Origin of the sequence: Rhizobium sp. 007 (genome assembly GCF_015353075.1) — a bacterium.
GTDB lineage: Bacteria > Pseudomonadota > Alphaproteobacteria > Rhizobiales > Rhizobiaceae > Rhizobium.
Window position 1 is genome coordinate 1,191,834 of the sequence record NZ_CP064187.1, and the last position, 18,456, is coordinate 1,210,289.

The 18,456-nt window shown below is 59.5% G+C and carries 15 protein-coding genes and 1 tRNA gene; 14 read left to right on the plus strand and 2 right to left on the minus strand.

Features of this window, described 5'->3' with window-relative positions; translation table 11 throughout:
* Positions 1 to 326 precede the first annotated feature (326 nt).
* The 11 genes from ISN39_RS05895 (at position 327) to ISN39_RS05945 (ending at position 14,157) form a co-directional block, all read left to right on the plus strand.
* Complete coding sequence (locus ISN39_RS05895; protein WP_194729448.1) at positions 327 to 1,220, plus strand: NAD(P)-dependent oxidoreductase; 894 nt, start codon at positions 327 to 329, stop codon at positions 1,218 to 1,220.
* Between the two features lie 143 nt (positions 1,221 to 1,363).
* Positions 1,364 to 1,439 (plus strand) — tRNA-Trp (locus tag ISN39_RS05900).
* Positions 1,440 to 1,627: 188 nt separating this feature from the next.
* Positions 1,628 to 1,828 carry a preprotein translocase subunit SecE gene (gene secE, locus ISN39_RS05905; protein WP_039844632.1) on the plus strand — a complete coding sequence of 67 codons (201 nt, stop codon included), beginning with the start codon at positions 1,628 to 1,630 and terminating at the stop codon, positions 1,826 to 1,828.
* A 17-nt stretch (positions 1,829 to 1,845) separates the two neighbouring features.
* Positions 1,846 to 2,376: a transcription termination/antitermination protein NusG gene (nusG, locus tag ISN39_RS05910; protein ID WP_022719204.1), complete on the plus strand. Its 531-nt coding sequence runs from the start codon at positions 1,846 to 1,848 to the stop codon at positions 2,374 to 2,376.
* 176 nt (positions 2,377 to 2,552) lie between these two features.
* Complete coding sequence (gene rplK / locus ISN39_RS05915) at positions 2,553 to 2,984, plus strand: 50S ribosomal protein L11 (protein ID WP_022719203.1); 432 nt, start codon at positions 2,553 to 2,555, stop codon at positions 2,982 to 2,984.
* A 4-nt stretch (positions 2,985 to 2,988) separates the two neighbouring features.
* Positions 2,989 to 3,681 carry a 50S ribosomal protein L1 gene (gene rplA / locus ISN39_RS05920; RefSeq protein WP_039844633.1) on the plus strand — a complete coding sequence of 231 codons (693 nt, stop codon included), beginning with the start codon at positions 2,989 to 2,991 and terminating at the stop codon, positions 3,679 to 3,681.
* A 326-nt stretch (positions 3,682 to 4,007) separates the two neighbouring features.
* Entirely contained in the window at positions 4,008 to 4,526 is a 519-nt protein-coding gene (rplJ, locus tag ISN39_RS05925) for a 50S ribosomal protein L10 (protein ID WP_022719201.1), read from the plus strand.
* 58 nt (positions 4,527 to 4,584) lie between these two features.
* The gene (gene rplL, locus ISN39_RS05930; protein ID WP_022719200.1) at positions 4,585 to 4,968 is read left to right on the plus strand and encodes a 50S ribosomal protein L7/L12; all 384 of its coding nucleotides are present in this window, start codon (positions 4,585 to 4,587) and stop codon (positions 4,966 to 4,968) included.
* Between the two features lie 257 nt (positions 4,969 to 5,225).
* Positions 5,226 to 9,368: a DNA-directed RNA polymerase subunit beta gene (gene rpoB / locus ISN39_RS05935; protein ID WP_194729449.1), complete on the plus strand. Its 4,143-nt coding sequence runs from the start codon at positions 5,226 to 5,228 to the stop codon at positions 9,366 to 9,368.
* A gap of 189 nt (positions 9,369 to 9,557) precedes the next feature.
* Positions 9,558 to 13,769 carry a DNA-directed RNA polymerase subunit beta' gene (gene rpoC, locus ISN39_RS05940; protein ID WP_194729450.1) on the plus strand — a complete coding sequence of 1,404 codons (4,212 nt, stop codon included), beginning with the start codon at positions 9,558 to 9,560 and terminating at the stop codon, positions 13,767 to 13,769.
* A gap of 154 nt (positions 13,770 to 13,923) precedes the next feature.
* Complete coding sequence (locus tag ISN39_RS05945) at positions 13,924 to 14,157, plus strand: hypothetical protein (protein ID WP_194729451.1); 234 nt, start codon at positions 13,924 to 13,926, stop codon at positions 14,155 to 14,157.
* On the opposite strand, the gene ISN39_RS05950 is transcribed toward ISN39_RS05945, so the two are convergent.
* Both ISN39_RS05950 and ISN39_RS05955 read right to left on the minus strand, forming a co-directional pair.
* A complete protein-coding gene (locus tag ISN39_RS05950; RefSeq protein ID WP_074067597.1) occupies positions 14,154 to 14,585 on the minus strand; it encodes an NUDIX domain-containing protein in 432 nt (143 codons plus the stop codon). The genes ISN39_RS05945 and ISN39_RS05950 overlap by 4 nt on opposite strands.
* A gap of 4 nt (positions 14,586 to 14,589) precedes the next feature.
* Entirely contained in the window at positions 14,590 to 14,883 is a 294-nt protein-coding gene (locus ISN39_RS05955; RefSeq protein ID WP_074060952.1) for a transcriptional regulator, read from the minus strand.
* 501 nt (positions 14,884 to 15,384) lie between these two features.
* Here ISN39_RS05955 and rpsL point away from each other — a divergent pair.
* From rpsL to fusA, 3 genes are all read left to right on the plus strand, one after another.
* Positions 15,385 to 15,756 (plus strand): 30S ribosomal protein S12, encoded by a 372-nt coding sequence (gene rpsL / locus ISN39_RS05960; protein ID WP_022719193.1) that lies wholly within the window; start codon positions 15,385 to 15,387, stop codon positions 15,754 to 15,756.
* A gap of 76 nt (positions 15,757 to 15,832) precedes the next feature.
* Positions 15,833 to 16,303, plus strand: a complete 471-nt coding sequence (gene rpsG, locus ISN39_RS05965) for a 30S ribosomal protein S7 (RefSeq protein ID WP_022719192.1) — start codon at positions 15,833 to 15,835, stop codon at positions 16,301 to 16,303.
* A 29-nt stretch (positions 16,304 to 16,332) separates the two neighbouring features.
* Positions 16,333 to 18,432, plus strand: coding sequence for an elongation factor G (gene fusA, locus ISN39_RS05970; RefSeq protein ID WP_022719191.1), 2,100 nt, complete (start codon positions 16,333 to 16,335; stop codon positions 18,430 to 18,432).
* Positions 18,433 to 18,456 lie beyond the last annotated feature (24 nt).

An 18,456-nucleotide genomic window follows, 5' to 3' on the forward strand; every position in this document is an offset into this window, starting at 1 on the left:
GATTAGCTTGTATTGAAGGAGCCCCGCTGGAAACGGCGGGGCTTTTGCGTTGCATTATTGTTGACGTTTGGACGTCGAATCAGCACCGATACGGCTCTTCGGTTCGGCAAGTCCTTCAAGACATGGCCGGAGTCTGATGAACATGCAGGTGGCCTACGACATCAAGATCCAGGCTCGCGCGCTGGAAGAGGTACTGGCCGGAATCCTGAAGTGGAAGCAGCTTAGGCGAAATCTGACCGTGGCTTCTCAATCGCCACGCCTTCACCTTGCGCCCTGTTGTGGAGCCTTTATCTATTCCCTCTATTTCATGATGCGGAGGAGATTTCATGAAGAAGCGTATTCTTTTTACCGGCGGTTCGGGCAAGGCCGGACGTCATGTCGTACCGTGGCTGGTGAATGCCGGCTATGAGGTTCACAATGTCGATCTGGTGCCGCTCGACAGTCCCGGCGTCACCAACCTGATTGCCGACATCACCGACAGCGGCCAGGTCTTCAACGCGCTGTCCATGCATCGCGATCTTCCCGATCTGGAGCCGGGCAACGGCGTCCAAGGCTTCGAGGCTGTCGTGCATTTCGCTGCGATACCGCGCATTCTGATCAAGACGGACAACGAGACGTTCCGCATCAATACGATGGGCACTTACAATGTCCTCGAGGCAGCGGTGAAGCTCGGCGTCAGGAAGATCATCCTTGCCTCCAGCGAGACCACCTATGGCGTTTGCTTCGCGGAGGGAAAGAAGGATTTCCATCAGTTTCCGCTGGAGGAGGACTACGACGTCGATCCAATGGACAGCTACGGTCTGTCGAAGGTGCTGAACGAAAAGACGGCGCGCGCTTTCGCCGAGCGGTCAGGTGCCGATATCTATGCCTTGCGCATCGGAAACGTCATCGAGCCGCATGAATATGACAGGTTTCCCGGCTTCATCGCCAATCCGGAGACGCGCCGGCGCAATGCGTGGAACTATGTCGACGCCCGCGATCTCGCGCAGGTCGTCCATCTGTGTATCGAAAAGAGCGGATTGGGCTTCCAGGTCTTCAATGCGGTGAACGACACCGTGACCGCCAATATGCCGTCGAAGGAACTCGCCAAACGCTTCTTTCCGAACGTTCCCTTCACCCGCGAGATCGGGGAGCATGAGGGCCTGCTTTCCAACCGCAAGATCCGCGAAGTCCTCGGCTTCAAGGAAGAGCACGACTGGCGCAAATATGTGAAGCTCTGACCGTAGGCCATGCCGGGGTGATGGCGGATTGGGAAAAATCGAAAATCGCACTTGCATATCCCGTGCCACCGTCTTAAAGGGAGCGCCATGCTTGCAGGAAGCGCTTCGACCCTCATGGTCAAAGGGCTGAATGTAAAGCGTAAAGGGGTATAGCTCAGCTGGTAGAGCGGCGGTCTCCAAAACCGCAGGTCGGGGGTTCGAGCCCCTCTGCCCCTGCCATCTTCTTCGAAGGGAAAGCGCGGACGTTCTCGCAGCGGTCCGTCGGGGAGGGTATTATGGCAAATTTCGCTAGACGTCGGTTTTCCTCTTGTGCAATTGGGAATCGGTGTTTATGTAGGGTTCAACAGACACGCGGTGCGTGGGGCTGATATGTTCAGCTTTACGTGCCGTAATTGCGTGGGCAGTCGATGGCATCCAAATCCAATCCGTTTGCGTTCCTGCAGCAGGTTCGCACCGAAACGTCCAAGGTTACCTGGCCGTCTCGCCGCGAGACCATGATCTCGACGATCATGGTTCTGGTGATGGTCGTCTTTGCCGCGCTGTTTTTCTTTGCTGCTGACCAGCTGATTGGCTGGGCTTTGAGCTACGTGCTCAACACCGGCAACTGATCGGGTGGAGATATAAGATGGCGGCACGTTGGTATATCGTCCACGCGTATTCGAATTTTGAGAAGAAGGTGGCTGAATCCATCGAGGAGAAGGCCAGGCAGAAGGGGCTCGAGCATCTCTTCGAAAAGATCCTCGTGCCGACCGAAAAGGTGGTTGAGGTGCGCCGCGGCCGCAAGGTCGACAGCGAGCGCAAGTTCTTTCCGGGCTATGTCATGGTTCGAGCGAACCTGACGGACGAGGCCTACCACCTCATCAAGAACACGCCGAAGGTCACCGGTTTCCTCGGCTCCGATAACAAGCCCGTTCCGATTCCGGACTCCGAAGCCGAGCGCATTCTCGGCCAGGTCCAGGAAGGTGTCGAGCGGCCAAAGGCTTCGGTTACCTTCGAGGTCGGCGAACAGGTCCGCGTTTCCGATGGCCCGTTCGCGTCGTTCAACGGCACGGTTCAGGATGTGGACGAAGAGCGTTCGCGCCTGAAGGTGGAAGTGTCGATCTTCGGCCGTGCAACGCCGGTCGAGCTGGAATACGGTCAGGTCGAAAAGGTCTGATTTTTGAGATGGAAGTCGGTCAGTACTGACCGGCTTCTGCGCGGCGATAGCCGCCAATCGCGTGGAAGGTGAGGGGTCTTAGCCGGGCCTTAAAATCCGCACCACGCAACCGCAGCCGCCGGAGAAATCCGGCATCACTGGCCGGGCAACCGGTCATCAATGAAAGGCAGAGAGTTATGGCTAAGAAAGTTGCAGGCCAGCTCAAGCTTCAGGTCAAGGCAGGATCGGCAAACCCGTCCCCGCCGATCGGCCCGGCGCTTGGTCAGCGTGGCATCAATATCATGGAATTCTGCAAGGCGTTCAATGCCGCCACGCAGGAAATGGAAAAGGGTATGCCGATCCCGGTTGTCATCACCTACTACCAGGACAAGTCCTTTACCTTCGTGATGAAGCAGCCGCCCGTCAGCTACTTCCTTAAGAAGGAAGCGAAGATCCAGTCCGGTTCGAAGACGCCCGGCAAGGGCTCTGTCGCTGGCAAGCTGACCAAGGCTCAGGTCAAGGCGATTGCCGAAGCGAAGATGAAGGACCTGAACGCAGCAGATATCGAAGGTGCAATGGCGATGATCGAGGGCTCTGCCCGCGCCATGGGCCTGGAAGTGGTAGGTTAAGACCATGGCTGGCAAGCGCACCAAGAAGATCAACGAAGGTGTTGATCCCACGAAGCTCTACGCTCTCAACCTTGCTATCGGCATGGTCAAGGACCGGGCTGTCGCCAAGTTCGATGAAACCATCGAAGTCGCCATGAACCTCGGCGTCGATCCGCGTCACGCAGACCAGATGGTCCGCGGCGTGGTCAACCTGCCGAACGGTACGGGCCGTGACGTTCGCGTCGCCGTTTTCGCGCGCGGCGCCAAGGCTGACGAAGCCAAGGCAGCCGGTGCTGACATCGTCGGCGCAGAAGAGCTGGTCGAAATCGTCCAGGGCGGCAAGATCGATTTCGATCGTGTCATCGCGACCCCGGACATGATGCCGCTCGTCGGCCGTCTCGGTAAGGTACTCGGCCCGCGCGGCATGATGCCGAACCCGAAGGTCGGAACGGTCACCATGGACGTTGCCGGGGCAGTCAAGGCCTCCAAGGGCGGCGCCGTCGAATTCCGCGTCGAGAAGGCTGGTATCGTTCACGCCGGCATCGGCAAGGCATCCTTCGATGCAAAGGCTCTGGAAGAAAACATCCGTGCCTTCGCTGATGCCGTCATCAAGGCGAAGCCGGCTGGCGCAAAGGGCAACTACGTCAAGCGCGTAGCGATCTCTTCGACCATGGGCCCGGGCGTCAAGATCGACCCGTCGTCGGTCACGGCCGCTTAACGAATTTCATCGGGCTTTGCCCGGTGGCAAGAATTCCGGCCTCGAAAGGGGCCGGAATATTCCGGAGAAATCCGGAATCCTGTCCGAGATTGCAGGTGGTTTTCCCTTAATCACTTCGGCCTGCATGAGACGGGTAAGACCCGAATTTCGATGAAGCTCAACTTCATGGATTTGGTTCGAGCCTTGGATGCCTTGTGCCTTCGGCCTTTTGGCGCGAAGCGCGAGGGGACAGGATCCTCAAGCGCCGCTTGGGATCGCTTCTGATCCCGGGAGGCAAAGGCAACCCGGTGGGTCCGTTTCACGGTCCCGCCAACTGGAGATAGGCAGTGGAAAGAGCGGAAAAACGCGAATTCGTCACGGAACTGAACGAAGTCTTCAAGGCTTCGGGCTCGGTTGTCGTGGCCCACTATGCTGGTGCTACAGTCGCGCAGATGAACGACTTCCGTTCGAAGATGCGCGCTGCTGGCGGCACCGTCAGAGTCGCGAAGAACCGCCTGGCCAAGATCGCCCTTCAGGGTACGGAAGCGGAAGGGATTTCCAATCTCTTCACCGGTCAGACGCTGATTGCATACAGCGCCGATCCGATCACCGCTCCGAAAGTCGTCGTGGATTTCGCCAAGGGCAACGACAAGATCGTTGTGCTCGGCGGCGCCATGGGAACAACCACGCTCAACGCCGATGCAGTCAAGTCGCTTGCGACCCTGCCGTCGTTGGACGAACTGCGCGCGAAGCTGCTGGGCATGATCCAGACACCGGCTACCCGCATCGCAGGCGTTGTTGCAGCACCGGCAAGCCAGCTTGCCCGCGTGTTTTCGGCTTACGCCAAGAAGGACGAAGCCGCTTAAGGCGGTTTTTCGCTGTTTATAGAAAACCGGTTCGAACCGAACAAAAGGAACTGATAAAATGGCTGATCTCGCAAAGATCGTAGACGACCTCTCCTCGCTGACCGTTCTGGAAGCTGCAGAACTGTCCAAGCTTCTCGAAGAAAAGTGGGGCGTTTCCGCTGCTGCTCCGGTAGCTGTTGCTGCCGCTGCTGGTGGTGCTGGTGGCGCTGCTGCCGCTGCTGAAGAAGAAAAGACCGAGTTCGACGTCATCCTCACGGATGCCGGCGCCAACAAGATCAACGTCATCAAGGAAGTCCGCGCCATCACCGGCCTCGGCCTCAAGGAAGCCAAGGACCTCGTTGAAGCCGCTCCGAAGGCTGTCAAGGAAGCCGTTTCCAAGGCTGAAGCCGCTGACATCAAGAAGAAGCTTGAAGACGCTGGCGCAAAGGCCGACGTCAAGTAATCTTGAACTGCATCTGGGAGGCGGTCTTCACCGTCTCCCATTTGCCGTTTTTGTGAACGAATTACCCAAAAGCCGCGTGAAAACGGCTTTTGGGTAATGGGTTCTTCAAGAGCATGGTCTCGAACCGAAGCGCAGGGCAATCCGGCCATGTGGCTTCGGGAAGTGGGACGAGATTGAATTATCCATTGATCGACGGGATCGCCTGGCCAGCGGTTCCCGTCCGTTGCAGGCCCGGATGCAATTTTGAAGGAGCGACGATGGCTCAGACCCTTTCGTTCAACGGTCGTAGGCGCGTACGCAAGTTTTTTGGTAAAATCCCCGAAGTCGCAGAAATGCCGAACCTCATCGAGGTTCAGAAGGCGTCCTACGACCAATTCCTGATGGTTGAAGAGCCCAAGGGCGGCCGCCCTGACGAAGGCCTTCAAGCCGTCTTCAAGTCAGTTTTCCCGATCACGGATTTCTCCGGCGCTTCGATGCTGGAATTCGTGTCCTATGAGTTCGAACCGCCGAAGTTCGACGTCGACGAATGCCGCCAGCGCGACCTGACCTACGCCGCGCCGCTGAAGGTTACCCTCCGTCTCATCGTGTTCGATATCGACGAGGATACCGGCGCGAAGTCGATCAAGGACATCAAGGAACAGTCCGTCTACATGGGTGACATGCCGCTCATGACGAACAACGGCACGTTCATCGTGAACGGCACCGAGCGCGTGATCGTGTCCCAGATGCACCGTTCGCCGGGCGTCTTCTTCGATCACGACAAGGGCAAGAGCCATTCTTCCGGCAAGCTGCTCTTCGCCGCCCGCGTGATCCCGTATCGCGGCTCCTGGCTCGACATCGAGTTCGACGCCAAGGACATCGTCTATGCCCGTATCGACCGCCGCCGCAAGATTCCGGTGTCGTCGCTGCTGATGGCCCTCGGCATGGATGGCGAGGAAATCCTCGACACTTTCTACACGAAGTCGCTCTACAAGCGCGACGGCGAAGGCTGGCGCATTCCCTTCCAGCCCGAGGCGCTGAAGGGCGCCAAGGCGATCACCGAGATGGTCGACGCCGACACCGGCGAAGTCGTGGTCGAAGCGGGCAAGAAGCTGACCCCGCGTTTGCTCCGCCAGCTTTCCGACAAGGGTCTCCAGGCTCTGAAGGCGACGGACGACGATCTCTACGGCAACTACCTCGCAGAAGACATCGTCAACTACTCGACGGGTGAGATCTATCTCGAAGCCGGCGACGAAATCGACGAGAAGACCCTGCCGGTCATCCTCGCCAACGGTTTCGACGAAATCCCGGTTCTCGGCATCGACCACATCAATGTCGGCGCCTACATCCGCAACACGCTCAACGCCGATAAGAACGAGAACCGCCAGGACGCGCTGTTCGACATCTACCGCGTCATGCGTCCGGGTGAACCGCCGACCATGGAATCGGCCGAAGCCATGTTCAACTCGCTGTTTTTCGATGCGGAGCGTTACGACCTCTCCGCCGTCGGCCGCGTGAAGATGAACATGCGTCTCGACCTCGACGTCGAAGACACCGTCCGCGTCCTGCGCAAGGACGACATCCTGGCCGTGGTCAAGATGCTCGTCGAGCTACGCGACGGCAAGGGCGAGATCGACGACATCGACAACCTTGGCAACCGCCGCGTCCGCTCGGTCGGCGAGCTGATGGAAAACCAGTACCGTCTGGGCCTGCTGCGCATGGAACGCGCGATCAAGGAGCGCATGTCCTCGATCGAAATCGACACGGTCATGCCGCAGGATCTGATCAACGCGAAGCCGGCAGCTGCCGCCGTTCGCGAATTCTTCGGCTCCTCGCAGCTCTCGCAGTTCATGGACCAGGTCAACCCGCTGTCGGAGATCACCCACAAGCGCCGTCTCTCGGCACTTGGCCCGGGCGGGCTGACCCGCGAGCGCGCCGGCTTCGAAGTCCGCGACGTTCATCCGACCCACTACGGCCGTATTTGCCCGATCGAAACGCCGGAAGGCCCGAACATCGGTCTCATCAACTCGCTGGCGACCTTTGCGCGCGTCAACAAGTACGGCTTCATCGAGAGCCCTTACCGCCGCATCGTCGACGGCAAGGTGACGAACGATGTTCTTTACCTGTCGGCCATGGAAGAGGCGAAGTACTACGTCGCACAGGCCAACGCCGAACTCGACAAGGACGGTTCCTTCGTTGACGAATTCGTCGTGTGCCGTCACGCCGGCGAAGTCATGCTCGCCCCGCGCGACAGCATGAACCTGATGGACGTCTCGCCGAAGCAGGTCGTTTCGGTTGCAGCCGCTCTTATCCCGTTCCTGGAAAATGACGACGCTAACCGCGCCCTCATGGGCTCGAACATGCAGCGTCAGGCTGTTCCGTTGCTGCGTGCCGAAGCTCCGTTCGTTGGCACCGGCATGGAGCCGGTCGTCGCTCGCGACTCCGGTGCAGCTATCGGCGCCCGCCGCGGTGGCGTCGTTGACCAGGTCGACGCGACGCGTATCGTCATCCGCGCAACGGAAGACCTCGAAGCCGGCAAGTCCGGCGTCGATATCTACCGCCTGCAGAAGTTCCAGCGGTCGAACCAGAACACCTGCGTCAACCAGCGTCCGCTGGTCACCGTCGGTGACGTTGTCAACCGCGGCGACATTCTCGCGGACGGTCCGTCGACCGACCTTGGCGATCTGGCTCTCGGCCGCAACGCGCTCGTCGCGTTCATGCCGTGGAACGGCTACAACTACGAAGATTCGATCCTGCTCTCCGAGCGTATCGTTGCCGACGACGTGTTCACCTCCATCCACATCGAAGAATTCGAAGTGATGGCGCGCGACACGAAGCTTGGTCCGGAAGAAATCACGCGCGATATTCCGAATGTTTCGGAAGAAGCGCTGAAGAACCTCGACGAAGCAGGCATTGTCTACATCGGCGCCGAAGTTCAGCCGGGTGATATCCTTGTCGGCAAGATCACGCCGAAGGGCGAAAGCCCGATGACGCCGGAAGAAAAGCTCCTGCGCGCCATCTTCGGTGAAAAGGCGTCCGACGTCCGCGATACGTCGATGCGCATGCCGCCCGGCACCTACGGCACGATCGTCGAAGTGCGCGTCTTCAACCGCCACGGCGTTGAAAAGGACGAGCGCGCAATGGCAATCGAGCGCGAAGAGATCGAGCGTCTTGCCAAGGACCGCGACGACGAGCAGGCGATTCTCGACCGTAACGTCTACGGCCGTCTGATCGAGATGCTCCGCGGCCAGATGTCCATCGCCGGCCCGAAGGGCTTCAAGAAGGGCGCCGAGCTTTCGAACGCCGTGGTCTCCGAATATCCCCGCTCGCAGTGGTGGATGTTCGCAGTCGAGGACGAGAAGGTCCAGAGCGAACTCGAAGCACTCCGCGGCCAGTACGACGAATCCAAGTCGCGCCTTGAGCAGCGCTTCATGGACAAGGTCGAGAAGGTCCAGCGCGGCGATGAAATGCCTCCGGGCGTGATGAAGATGGTCAAGGTCTTCGTCGCAGTGAAGCGCAAGATCCAGCCGGGCGACAAGATGGCCGGCCGTCACGGCAACAAGGGTGTTGTGTCGCGCATCGTTCCGGTCGAAGACATGCCGTTCCTCGAAGACGGCACGCATGTCGACGTCGTTCTGAACCCGCTGGGCGTGCCTTCGCGCATGAACGTCGGCCAGATCCTCGAGACGCACCTCGGCTGGGCTTGCGCCGGCATGGGCAAGCAGATCGGTGATCTGATCGAAGCCTACAAGGCGAACGGCAATATCGAGCCGTTGCGCAAGACGATCGGCGACGTTGTCGGCGACGGTCCGAAGGCCGAGCAGGTCAAGGACTTCGACGATGACTCGGTTCTGCGTCTTGCGGACCAGTGGAAGCGCGGCGTTTCGATCGCAACGCCGGTCTTCGACGGCGCCCATGAAGGCGATGTCAACGAGATGCTGCGTCTGGCGGGTCTCAAGGATTCCGGTCAGTCGACGCTGTATGACGGCCGTACCGGCGAGCAGTTCGACCGTCAGGTGACCGTGGGCTACATCTACATGCTGAAGCTCAACCACCTGGTCGACGACAAGATCCACGCCCGTTCGATCGGTCCTTACTCGCTCGTGACCCAGCAGCCACTGGGCGGCAAGGCCCAGTTCGGCGGCCAGCGCTTCGGCGAAATGGAGGTCTGGGCTCTGGAAGCATACGGCGCAGCCTACACGCTGCAGGAAATGCTGACGGTGAAGTCGGACGACGTTGCCGGCCGCACCAAGGTCTACGAAGCCATCGTCCGGGGCGACGATACGTTCGAAGCGGGTATTCCCGAAAGCTTCAACGTTCTCGTCAAGGAAATGCGCTCGCTCGGCCTTTCCGTCGAGCTGGAGAACTCGAAGGTCGAGGATCTGCAGCAGGCGGGCCAGTTGCCGGACGCAGCCGAGTAACCACTTGATAGGGTGTGCGCCTTAAGAGGGCGCACACCGTTCCCGCCATGGCCCCGTAATGTGTCGGCCGGGCAGGGACGTTTCCGCCGCATTGTGCGGTTATTGTCGTTTTGAGCGTTGGCGCGGCTCCCGGGATTTGCCGCCGACCATCGCAAGCTAAGGGCGCTTTCGCCCATGAAGGAGACAGGCATGAACCAAGAGGTCATGAATCTTTTCAATCCGCAGGTGCCTGCACAGAATTTCGACTCCATCCGGATTTCGATTGCCTCTCCGGAGAAGATCCTTTCCTGGTCCTACGGTGAGATCAAGAAGCCGGAAACCATCAACTACCGCACGTTCAAGCCGGAACGCGATGGTCTCTTCTGCGCGCGCATCTTCGGGCCGATCAAGGACTACGAGTGCCTTTGCGGCAAGTACAAGCGCATGAAGTACAAGGGCATCATCTGCGAAAAGTGCGGCGTCGAAGTCACGCTGTCGCGCGTTCGCCGCGAGCGCATGGGCCATATCGAGCTTGCAGCACCCGTTGCCCACATCTGGTTCCTGAAGTCGCTGCCGAGCCGCATTTCCACGCTGCTCGACATGACGCTGAAGGATGTCGAGCGCGTCCTGTATTTCGAAAACTACATCGTCACCGAGCCGGGCCTCACGGCCCTTAAGGAACATCAGCTCCTCTCGGAAGAAGAGTACATGCTCGCCGTCGACGAATATGGCGAAGACCAGTTCACGGCGATGATCGGCGCTGAAGCCATCTACGAGATGCTGGCATCGATGAACCTCGAGAAGATCGCCGGCGATCTGCGTTCCGAGCTTGCCGACACCACGTCGGATCTCAAGCAGAAGAAGCTGATGAAGCGGCTGAAGATCGTCGAGAACTTCATGGAATCCGGCAACCGTCCGGAATGGATGATCATGAAGGTCGTTCCGGTGATCCCGCCGGATCTGCGTCCGCTGGTTCCGCTCGATGGCGGCCGCTTTGCGACGTCGGACCTCAACGATCTCTATCGTCGCGTCATCAACCGTAACAATCGTCTGAAGCGCCTGATCGAGCTTCGTGCGCCGGGTATCATTATCCGCAACGAAAAGCGCATGTTGCAGGAATCCGTCGATGCGCTGTTCGACAACGGCCGTCGCGGCCGCGTCATCACGGGTGCCAACAAGCGTCCGCTGAAGTCGCTCTCCGACATGCTCAAGGGCAAGCAGGGCCGCTTCCGCCAGAACCTGCTTGGTAAGCGCGTTGACTATTCCGGCCGCTCGGTCATCGTGACCGGTCCGGAGCTGAAGCTGCACCAGTGCGGCCTGCCGAAGAAGATGGCGCTCGAACTCTTCAAGCCGTTCATCTACGCCCGCCTCGACGCCAAGGGTTATTCCTCGACCGTCAAGCAGGCGAAGAAGCTGGTCGAGAAGGAAAAGCCGGAAGTCTGGGATATCCTGGACGAGGTCATCCGCGAGCATCCGGTTCTCTTGAACCGCGCACCGACGCTGCACCGCCTGGGCATCCAGGCCTTCGAACCCACCCTGGTCGAAGGCAAGGCGATCCAGCTGCATCCGCTCGTTTGCACGGCCTTCAACGCCGACTTCGATGGCGACCAGATGGCCGTCCACGTGCCACTGTCTCTCGAAGCCCAGCTCGAAGCCCGCGTTCTGATGATGTCGACGAACAACATCCTGCACCCGGCAAACGGCGCACCGATCATCGTTCCGTCGCAGGACATGGTTCTCGGCCTCTACTACCTCTCGATCATGAACCAGAACGAGCCGGGCGAAGGCATGGCCTTCTCCGACCTCGGCGAACTGCATCATGCTCTCGAAAGCAAGGTCGTCACCCTGCACACCAAGATCCGCGGCCGCTTCAAGTCGATCAGCGAGGACGGCAAGCCGTACTCCAAGATCTATGAAACGACCCCGGGCCGCCTGCTCATCGGCGAATTGCTGCCGAAGAACGGCAAGGTGCCTTTCGACATCTGCAACCAGGAAATGACCAAGAAGAACATCTCCAAGATGATCGACACGGTCTACCGTCATTGCGGCCAGAAGGACACGGTCATTTTCTGCGACCGCATCATGCAGCTCGGCTTCTCGCATGCCTGCCGCGCCGGCATCTCGTTCGGCAAGGACGACATGGTGATCCCGGATACCAAGGTGAAGATCGTCGGCGATACCGAAGCACTCGTGAAGGAATACGAGCAGCAGTATAACGACGGCCTCATCACGCAGGGCGAAAAGTACAACAAGGTCGTCGATGCCTGGGGCAAGGCCACCGAGAAGGTCGCCGAAGAGATGATGGCCCGCATCAAGGCTGTCGAGTTCGACGAAAAGACCGGCCGCCAGAAGCCCATGAACTCGATCTACATGATGAGCCACTCGGGCGCCCGCGGTTCGCCGAACCAGATGCGTCAGCTGGGCGGCATGCGCGGCCTGATGGCTAAGCCCTCGGGCGAAATCATCGAGACGCCGATCATCTCGAACTTCAAGGAAGGCCTGACCGTCAACGAGTACTTCAACTCGACCCACGGCGCCCGTAAGGGTCTGGCAGACACCGCCTTGAAGACGGCAAACTCGGGCTACCTGACCCGCCGTCTCGTCGACGTCGCGCAGGATTGCATCGTCAACTCCGTGGATTGCGGCACCGACAAGGGCCTCACCATGACCGCCATCGTCGATGCCGGTCAGGTCGTTGCCTCGCTCGGCGCACGTATCCTCGGCCGTACGGCACTCGACAACATCGATCACCCGGTCACCGGCGAGCGCATCGTCGATGCAGGCAAGATGATCCTCGAGCCAGATGTCGTCGAGATCGAAAAGGCTGGTATCCAGTCGATCCGCATCCGTTCGGCACTGACCTGCGAAATCCAGACAGGCGTCTGCTCGGTCTGCTACGGCCGCGACCTTGCTCGCGGTACGCCGGTCAACATGGGCGAAGCGGTCGGCGTCATCGCGGCTCAGTCGATCGGCGAGCCAGGCACGCAGCTCACCATGCGTACCTTCCACCTTGGCGGTACGGCCACCGTGGTCGACCAGTCGTTCCTGGAAGCCTCGTATGAAGGAACGGTTCAGATCAAGAACCGCAACCTTCTGCGGAACTCCGAAGGCATCCTCGTTGCCATGGGCCGGAACATGACCGTCCAGATCCTGGACGAGCGTGGCGTTGAGCGCTCCTCGCAGCGCGTTGCCTACGGTTCGAAGCTGTATGTGGACGAGGGCGACAAGGTGAAGCGCGGCCAGCGTCTGGCTGAGTGGGATCCGTACACCCGTCCGATAATGACGGAACTGGCCGGTACCGTTCAGTTCGAAGACGTTGTCGACGGTCTCTCCGTTCTCGAAGCGACCGACGAATCCACGGGTATCACCAAGCGTCAGGTCATCGACTGGCGTTCGACCCCGCGTGGTTCGGACCTCAAGCCGGCAATCGTCATCAAGGACGTAAGCGGCAATGTCGCGAAGCTGTCTCGCGGCGGCGATGCCCGCTTCCTGCTTTCGGTCGACGCGATCCTTTCGGTCGAGCCGGGCCAGAAGGTCTCCCAGGGTGACGTGCTTGCACGTTCGCCGCTGGAAAGCGCCAAGACCAAGGACATCACCGGCGGTCTGCCGCGCGTTGCCGAACTCTTCGAAGCCCGCCGCCCTAAGGATCATGCCATCATCGCTGAGATCGATGGTACGATCCGCCTCGGCCGCGACTACAAGAACAAGCGCCGCGTCATCATCGAGCCGGCGGAAGACGGTGTCGAGCCTGTCGAATACCTGATCCCGAAGGGCAAGCCCTTCCACCTTCAGGAAGGCGACTATATCGAAAAGGGCGACTACATCCTCGACGGCAACCCGGCACCGCACGACATCCTGGCGATCAAGGGCGTAGAGGCTCTGGCTTCCTACCTCGTCAACGAAATCCAGGAAGTCTACCGCTTGCAGGGCGTTGTCATCAACGACAAGCACATCGAAGTGATTGTCCGTCAGATGCTGCAGAAGGTGGAAATCACCGATGCGGGCGACTCGACTTATATCGTCGGCGACAACGTCGACCGTATCGAGCTCGAGGACGTCAACGACGGCCTGATCGAGCAGGGCAAGAAGCCTGCCTATGGCGAGCCGGTTCTTCTGGGCATCACCAAGGCGTCGCTGCAGACCCCGTCCTTCATCTCCGCCGCTTCCTTCCAGGAAACGACGAAGGTGCTGACGGAAGCTGCGATCGCCGGCAAGACTGACGGTCTGCAGGGTCTCAAGGAAAACGTCATCGTCGGGCGCCTCATCCCGGCCGGTACCGGCGGCACCATGACGGCGATCCGCCGCATCGCGACGTCGCGCGATGAGATGATCCTCGAAGAGCGCCGCAAGGGCACGGGCGCGGATGCCGCAACCCCGATGCTCCAGGATATGGCCGGCGAAAACGCTTCGGCGGCCGAATAGCCGGCAGCCCGGACTCAGAATGGAAAACCGCCCGGAGCGATCCGGGCGGTTTTTTGTTTGATTTCGCGGCGGCGGGGAGGCCGAAAATAGTTCTCCATTCTTTCTTGATAACTACTACAGGCTCGCCTCCATGTTGCATACGGAAGTCGTTCCCATGGCTCGGAACCGCATGCGGTTTTTCGATGAAAGGAAAAGACACCTTGCATCGCTCGATGCCGCTTTGGCCTGCGGGATGGCCACCTCGAAGCCGGCTGCGTTCAACCGGCAGGACGTTTTTGCCGAGCTGAAAGACCGTATAATCGTTTCGTGGAAGGTGCATATTGCGCACGTCTCCAACAGCGCGATGAACTATGAAGCGATCGTAATTTCCCAAGCTCGGATTGGTTAGCGAAGCAGGATGAGGCAATTCTGCATTCCGTAACCGAGCCTGGCCTTTGCTGCTGCGATATCAATCCAGAAAAAGCGGAGCAGGATCGGTCCGCCGCCGCCGAATGGTGTCATCTCGTGATGAAGCCAGGTGTCGGGGTAGGGCCCTCCAATATCGGCATGATAGTAATGCCGCCGGTGGTAGATGGCGGCGCCGTTCTTGATGAAGCGGTAGTCATCGATTGCAAGCGGACGAAGAGTGTTGCTCAGCGCAAGACCTGTCTCTTCGGCGAATTCGCGGGTTGCCGCTTGCTCAGGGTCTTCGCCGGGTTCGACCGTCCCGCCCGGAACCTGCAGTTCGATCTCCGGAAAATCCGGCTCGTCGAAAACCAGGAGTCGGCCGCGCCAGGTGGCGTAGATCAGCACCTTTTGCGCATCCGGCCCCGTCATGTCTTCAGTTGAAGCGGATGATGGCGACTTCGCCTTCGAGCGCGCCTTGGTACGCCGAGGCATGCGGTTCTTCTTCGGGAACGTCGGTCAGCATGCCGATCTGGTCGAGGTCGGCTTCGATGAAGCCCTCTTCGGCAAGGGCGTTCAGCGCCTCGCGCACCGCGCTGTCGTCATCGGCGGCCTTCAACATCACGTGCAGGTCGACGCCCTCGGCGCCATCGGACTCGTAGCCCTTGCCGATGATGATGAAGATCATCGGGCCTACGGAATTATTGTCGTTGTCGGGCTTCTCGATCATTCATCGGTCCTTTGGATATCTGGCGATTCGAAACTCGAATCCGTTTTTGACAGGCGCGCGGCCTGCGATCGCTGATTCCTTATCCGTTTTTGCAGCGATGCCCAAGTTCAACTTGGCATGCGGTGTCCGTTGCGTCTAAAAGCCTTCAAAGAGCGCACGCAGCCCGGGTTTCAAGGCGATCCGCCGAAGATTATTTCTTAACCGGCCTTGACGAACCAGCGGGAAACCAGTAGTACCCGCGCCATCGGAACCCATGTGAGGCATGGCTGTCCGGGGCGTCTCGTCCTGGAGTTCTCCTCAAACAAGGTTCGAAACGCACGTTGAAGATATGATGCCTGCACGCATGACGCATGTCTTTTTTGCGTCCTCTGCCTTCAGTGGTCCATCTGCGCAAGCGGATCGGGCCACATTTTGCGCATTGACGACAGCCGTGTGATCTTGCCGGAGACGGCGCGAGTTACGCCCGCAAGGGTTTGAGAGATAAACGTAAGGGATGGTTGAATGCCTACCGTAAACCAGCTGATCCGCAAGCCTCGCCAGGCAAGTGTAAAGCGTAACAAGGTTCCTGCGCTGCAGGAAAACCCGCAGAAGCGCGGCGTTTGCACCCGCGTCTACACCACGACGCCGAAGAAGCCGAACTCGGCTCTGCGTAAGGTTGCCAAGATCCGCCTCACCAACGGCTTCGAAGTCATTGGTTACATTCCCGGCGAAGGTCACAACCTTCAGGAACACTCCGTCGTCATGATCCGTGGCGGCCGCGTGAAGGACCTTCCGGGTGTCCGTTACCACATCATCCGCGGCGTTCTCGATACCCAGGGTGTCAAGAACCGCAAGCAGCGCCGTTCGAAGTACGGTGCGAAGCGTCCGAAGTAATTCGGTTTTGGTTTTCCGGCGCTGCGCGAGGTTCTCCGCGTGGTAAAGCGCCTTAACAGTTGAAGAGACGAGAAGTATGTCCCGACGTCACAGAGCAGAAAAGCGCGAGATCAACCCGGACCCGAAGTTCGGCGATCTGGTTGTCACGAAGTTCATGAATGCCATCATGCTCGACGGCAAGAAGTCCGTTGCTGAAAACATCGTATACGGCGCATTCGACGTCGTGCAGGGCAAGTCCAAGCAGGAGCCGATTGCGGTTTTCCACGCTGCGCTCGATAACATCGCCCCGCACGTCGAAGTCCGCTCGCGCCGCGTCGGTGGTGCGACCTACCAGGTCCCGGTCGACGTCCGTCCGGAGCGCCGTCAGGCTCTCGCCATTCGCTGGCTGATCGCTGCTGCCCGCAAGCGCAACGAAACGACCATGGTTGACCGCCTCTCGGGCGAGCTTCTCGATGCATCCAACAACCGCGGCAGTGCCGTCAAGAAGCGCGAAGACACGCACAAGATGGCCGATGCCAACCGTGCGTTCTCGCACTATCGCTGGTAATTCCGAACGGTATCGAAAGGCAGTCCACAATGGCTCGCGAATATAAAATCGAAGACTACCGCAATTTCGGTATCATGGCGCACATCGACGCCGGCAAGACCACGACCACCGAACGTATTCTTTATTACACCGGTAAGTCGCACAAGATCGGCGAAGTCCACGACGGCGCAGCCACCATGGACTGGATGGAGCAGGAACAGGAGCGTGGCATCACGATCACCTCCGCTGCGACCACGACCTTCTGGAAGGGCCGTGACGGCAAGATGCGCCGCTTCAACATCATTGACACCCCCGGCCACGTCGACTTCACCATCGAAGTCGAGCGTTCGCTGCGCGTTCTTGACGGCGCCATCGCACTTCTCGATGCCAACGCCGGTGTCGAGCCGCAGACTGAAACCGTCTGGCGCCAGGCCGAGAAGTATCATGTTCCGCGCATGATCTTCTGCAACAAGATGGACAAGACCGGTGCGGACTTCTACCGCTCCGTCGAGATGATCAAGACCCGTCTCGGCGCGACGGCTGTCGTCATGCAGCTGCCGATCGGCGCAGAAACCGAGTTCAAGGGCGTTGTCGACCTGATCGAGATGAACGCTCTCATCTGGCGCGACGAGTCTCTCGGCGCACAGTGGGACGTCGTCGAAATCCCGGAAGACATGAAGGCCAAGGCTGAAGAATATCGCGAAAAGCTGATCGAGACGGTTGTTGAGATCGACGAAGCCGCAATGGAAGCCTACCTCGAAGGCAACATGCCGGACAACGATCAGATCCGCGCGCTCGTTCGCCGCGGCACCATCGACGTCAAGTTTCATCCGATGTTCTGCGGTACTGCCTTCAAGAACAAGGGCGTTCAGCCGCTACTCGACGCAGTTGTCGATTACCTGCCGTCGCCGCTCGACATTCCGGCGATCAAGGGTATCGACGTGAAGACGGAAGCTGAAATCGAGCGTCACCCCGATGACGCCGAGCCGCTCTCCATGCTCGCCTTCAAGATCATGAACGACCCCTTCGTCGGTTCGCTCACCTTCGCCCGCATCTATTCCGGCAAGCTCGAGAAGGGCGCGTCGGTCATGAACACGGTCAAGGACAAGCGCGAGCGCGTCGGCCGCATGCTGCAGATGCACTCCAACTCGCGTGAAGACATCGAAGAAGCCTTCGCCGGCGACATCGTTGCTCTCGCAGGCCTCAAGGAAACCACCACTGGCGATACGCTGTGTGATCCGCTGAAGCCGGTTATCCTCGAGCGCATGGAATTCCCCGAGCCGGTCATCCAGATCGCCATCGAGCCGAAGACCAAGGGCGACCAGGAAAAGATGGGCCTCGCGCTCAACCGCCTGGCTGCCGAAGACCCGTCCTTCCGCGTGAAGACGGACCAGGAATCGGGCCAGACGATCATCGCCGGCATGGGTGAACTTCACCTCGACATCATCGTTGACCGCATGCGCCGCGAGTTCAAGGTTGAAGCAACCGTCGGTGCGCCGCAGGTTGCCTACCGCGAAACCATCACGAAGACGCACGAAGAAGACTACACGCACAAGAAGCAGTCCGGTGGTACCGGCCAGTTCGCGCGCGTCAAGATCATCTTCGAACCGAATCCGGAAGGCGACGACTTCAAGTTCGAGTCCAAGATCGTCGGCGGTGCTGTTCCGAAGGAATACATCCCGGGCGTTCAGAAGGGCATCGAAAGCGTTTTGACCTCCGGTCCGCTCGCAGGCTTCCCGATGCTCGGCGTCAAGGCGACGCTGATCGACGGTGCCTTCCACGATGTCGACTCGTCGGTCCTGGCGTTCGAAATCGCCTCCCGCGCTTGCTTCCGTGAGGCAGCAAAGAAGGCTGGCGCTCAGCTGCTCGAGCCGATGATGAAGGTCGAAGTCGTGACGCCGGAAGACTATGTCGGCGACGTCATCGGCGACCTGAACTCGCGCCGTGGTCAGATCCAGGGCCAGGAGAGCCGCGGCATCGCTGTCGTCATCAACGCGAACGTTCCGCTGGCGAACATGTTCAAGTACGTCGACAACCTGCGCTCCATGTCGCAGGGCCGCGCTCAGTACACGATGACCTTCGATCACTACGCGCCGGTCCCGTCGAACGTCGCAACTGAAATCCAGGCAAAGTATTCCGGTCAGAAGTGACCGGAATACCAATTGACCGATAAC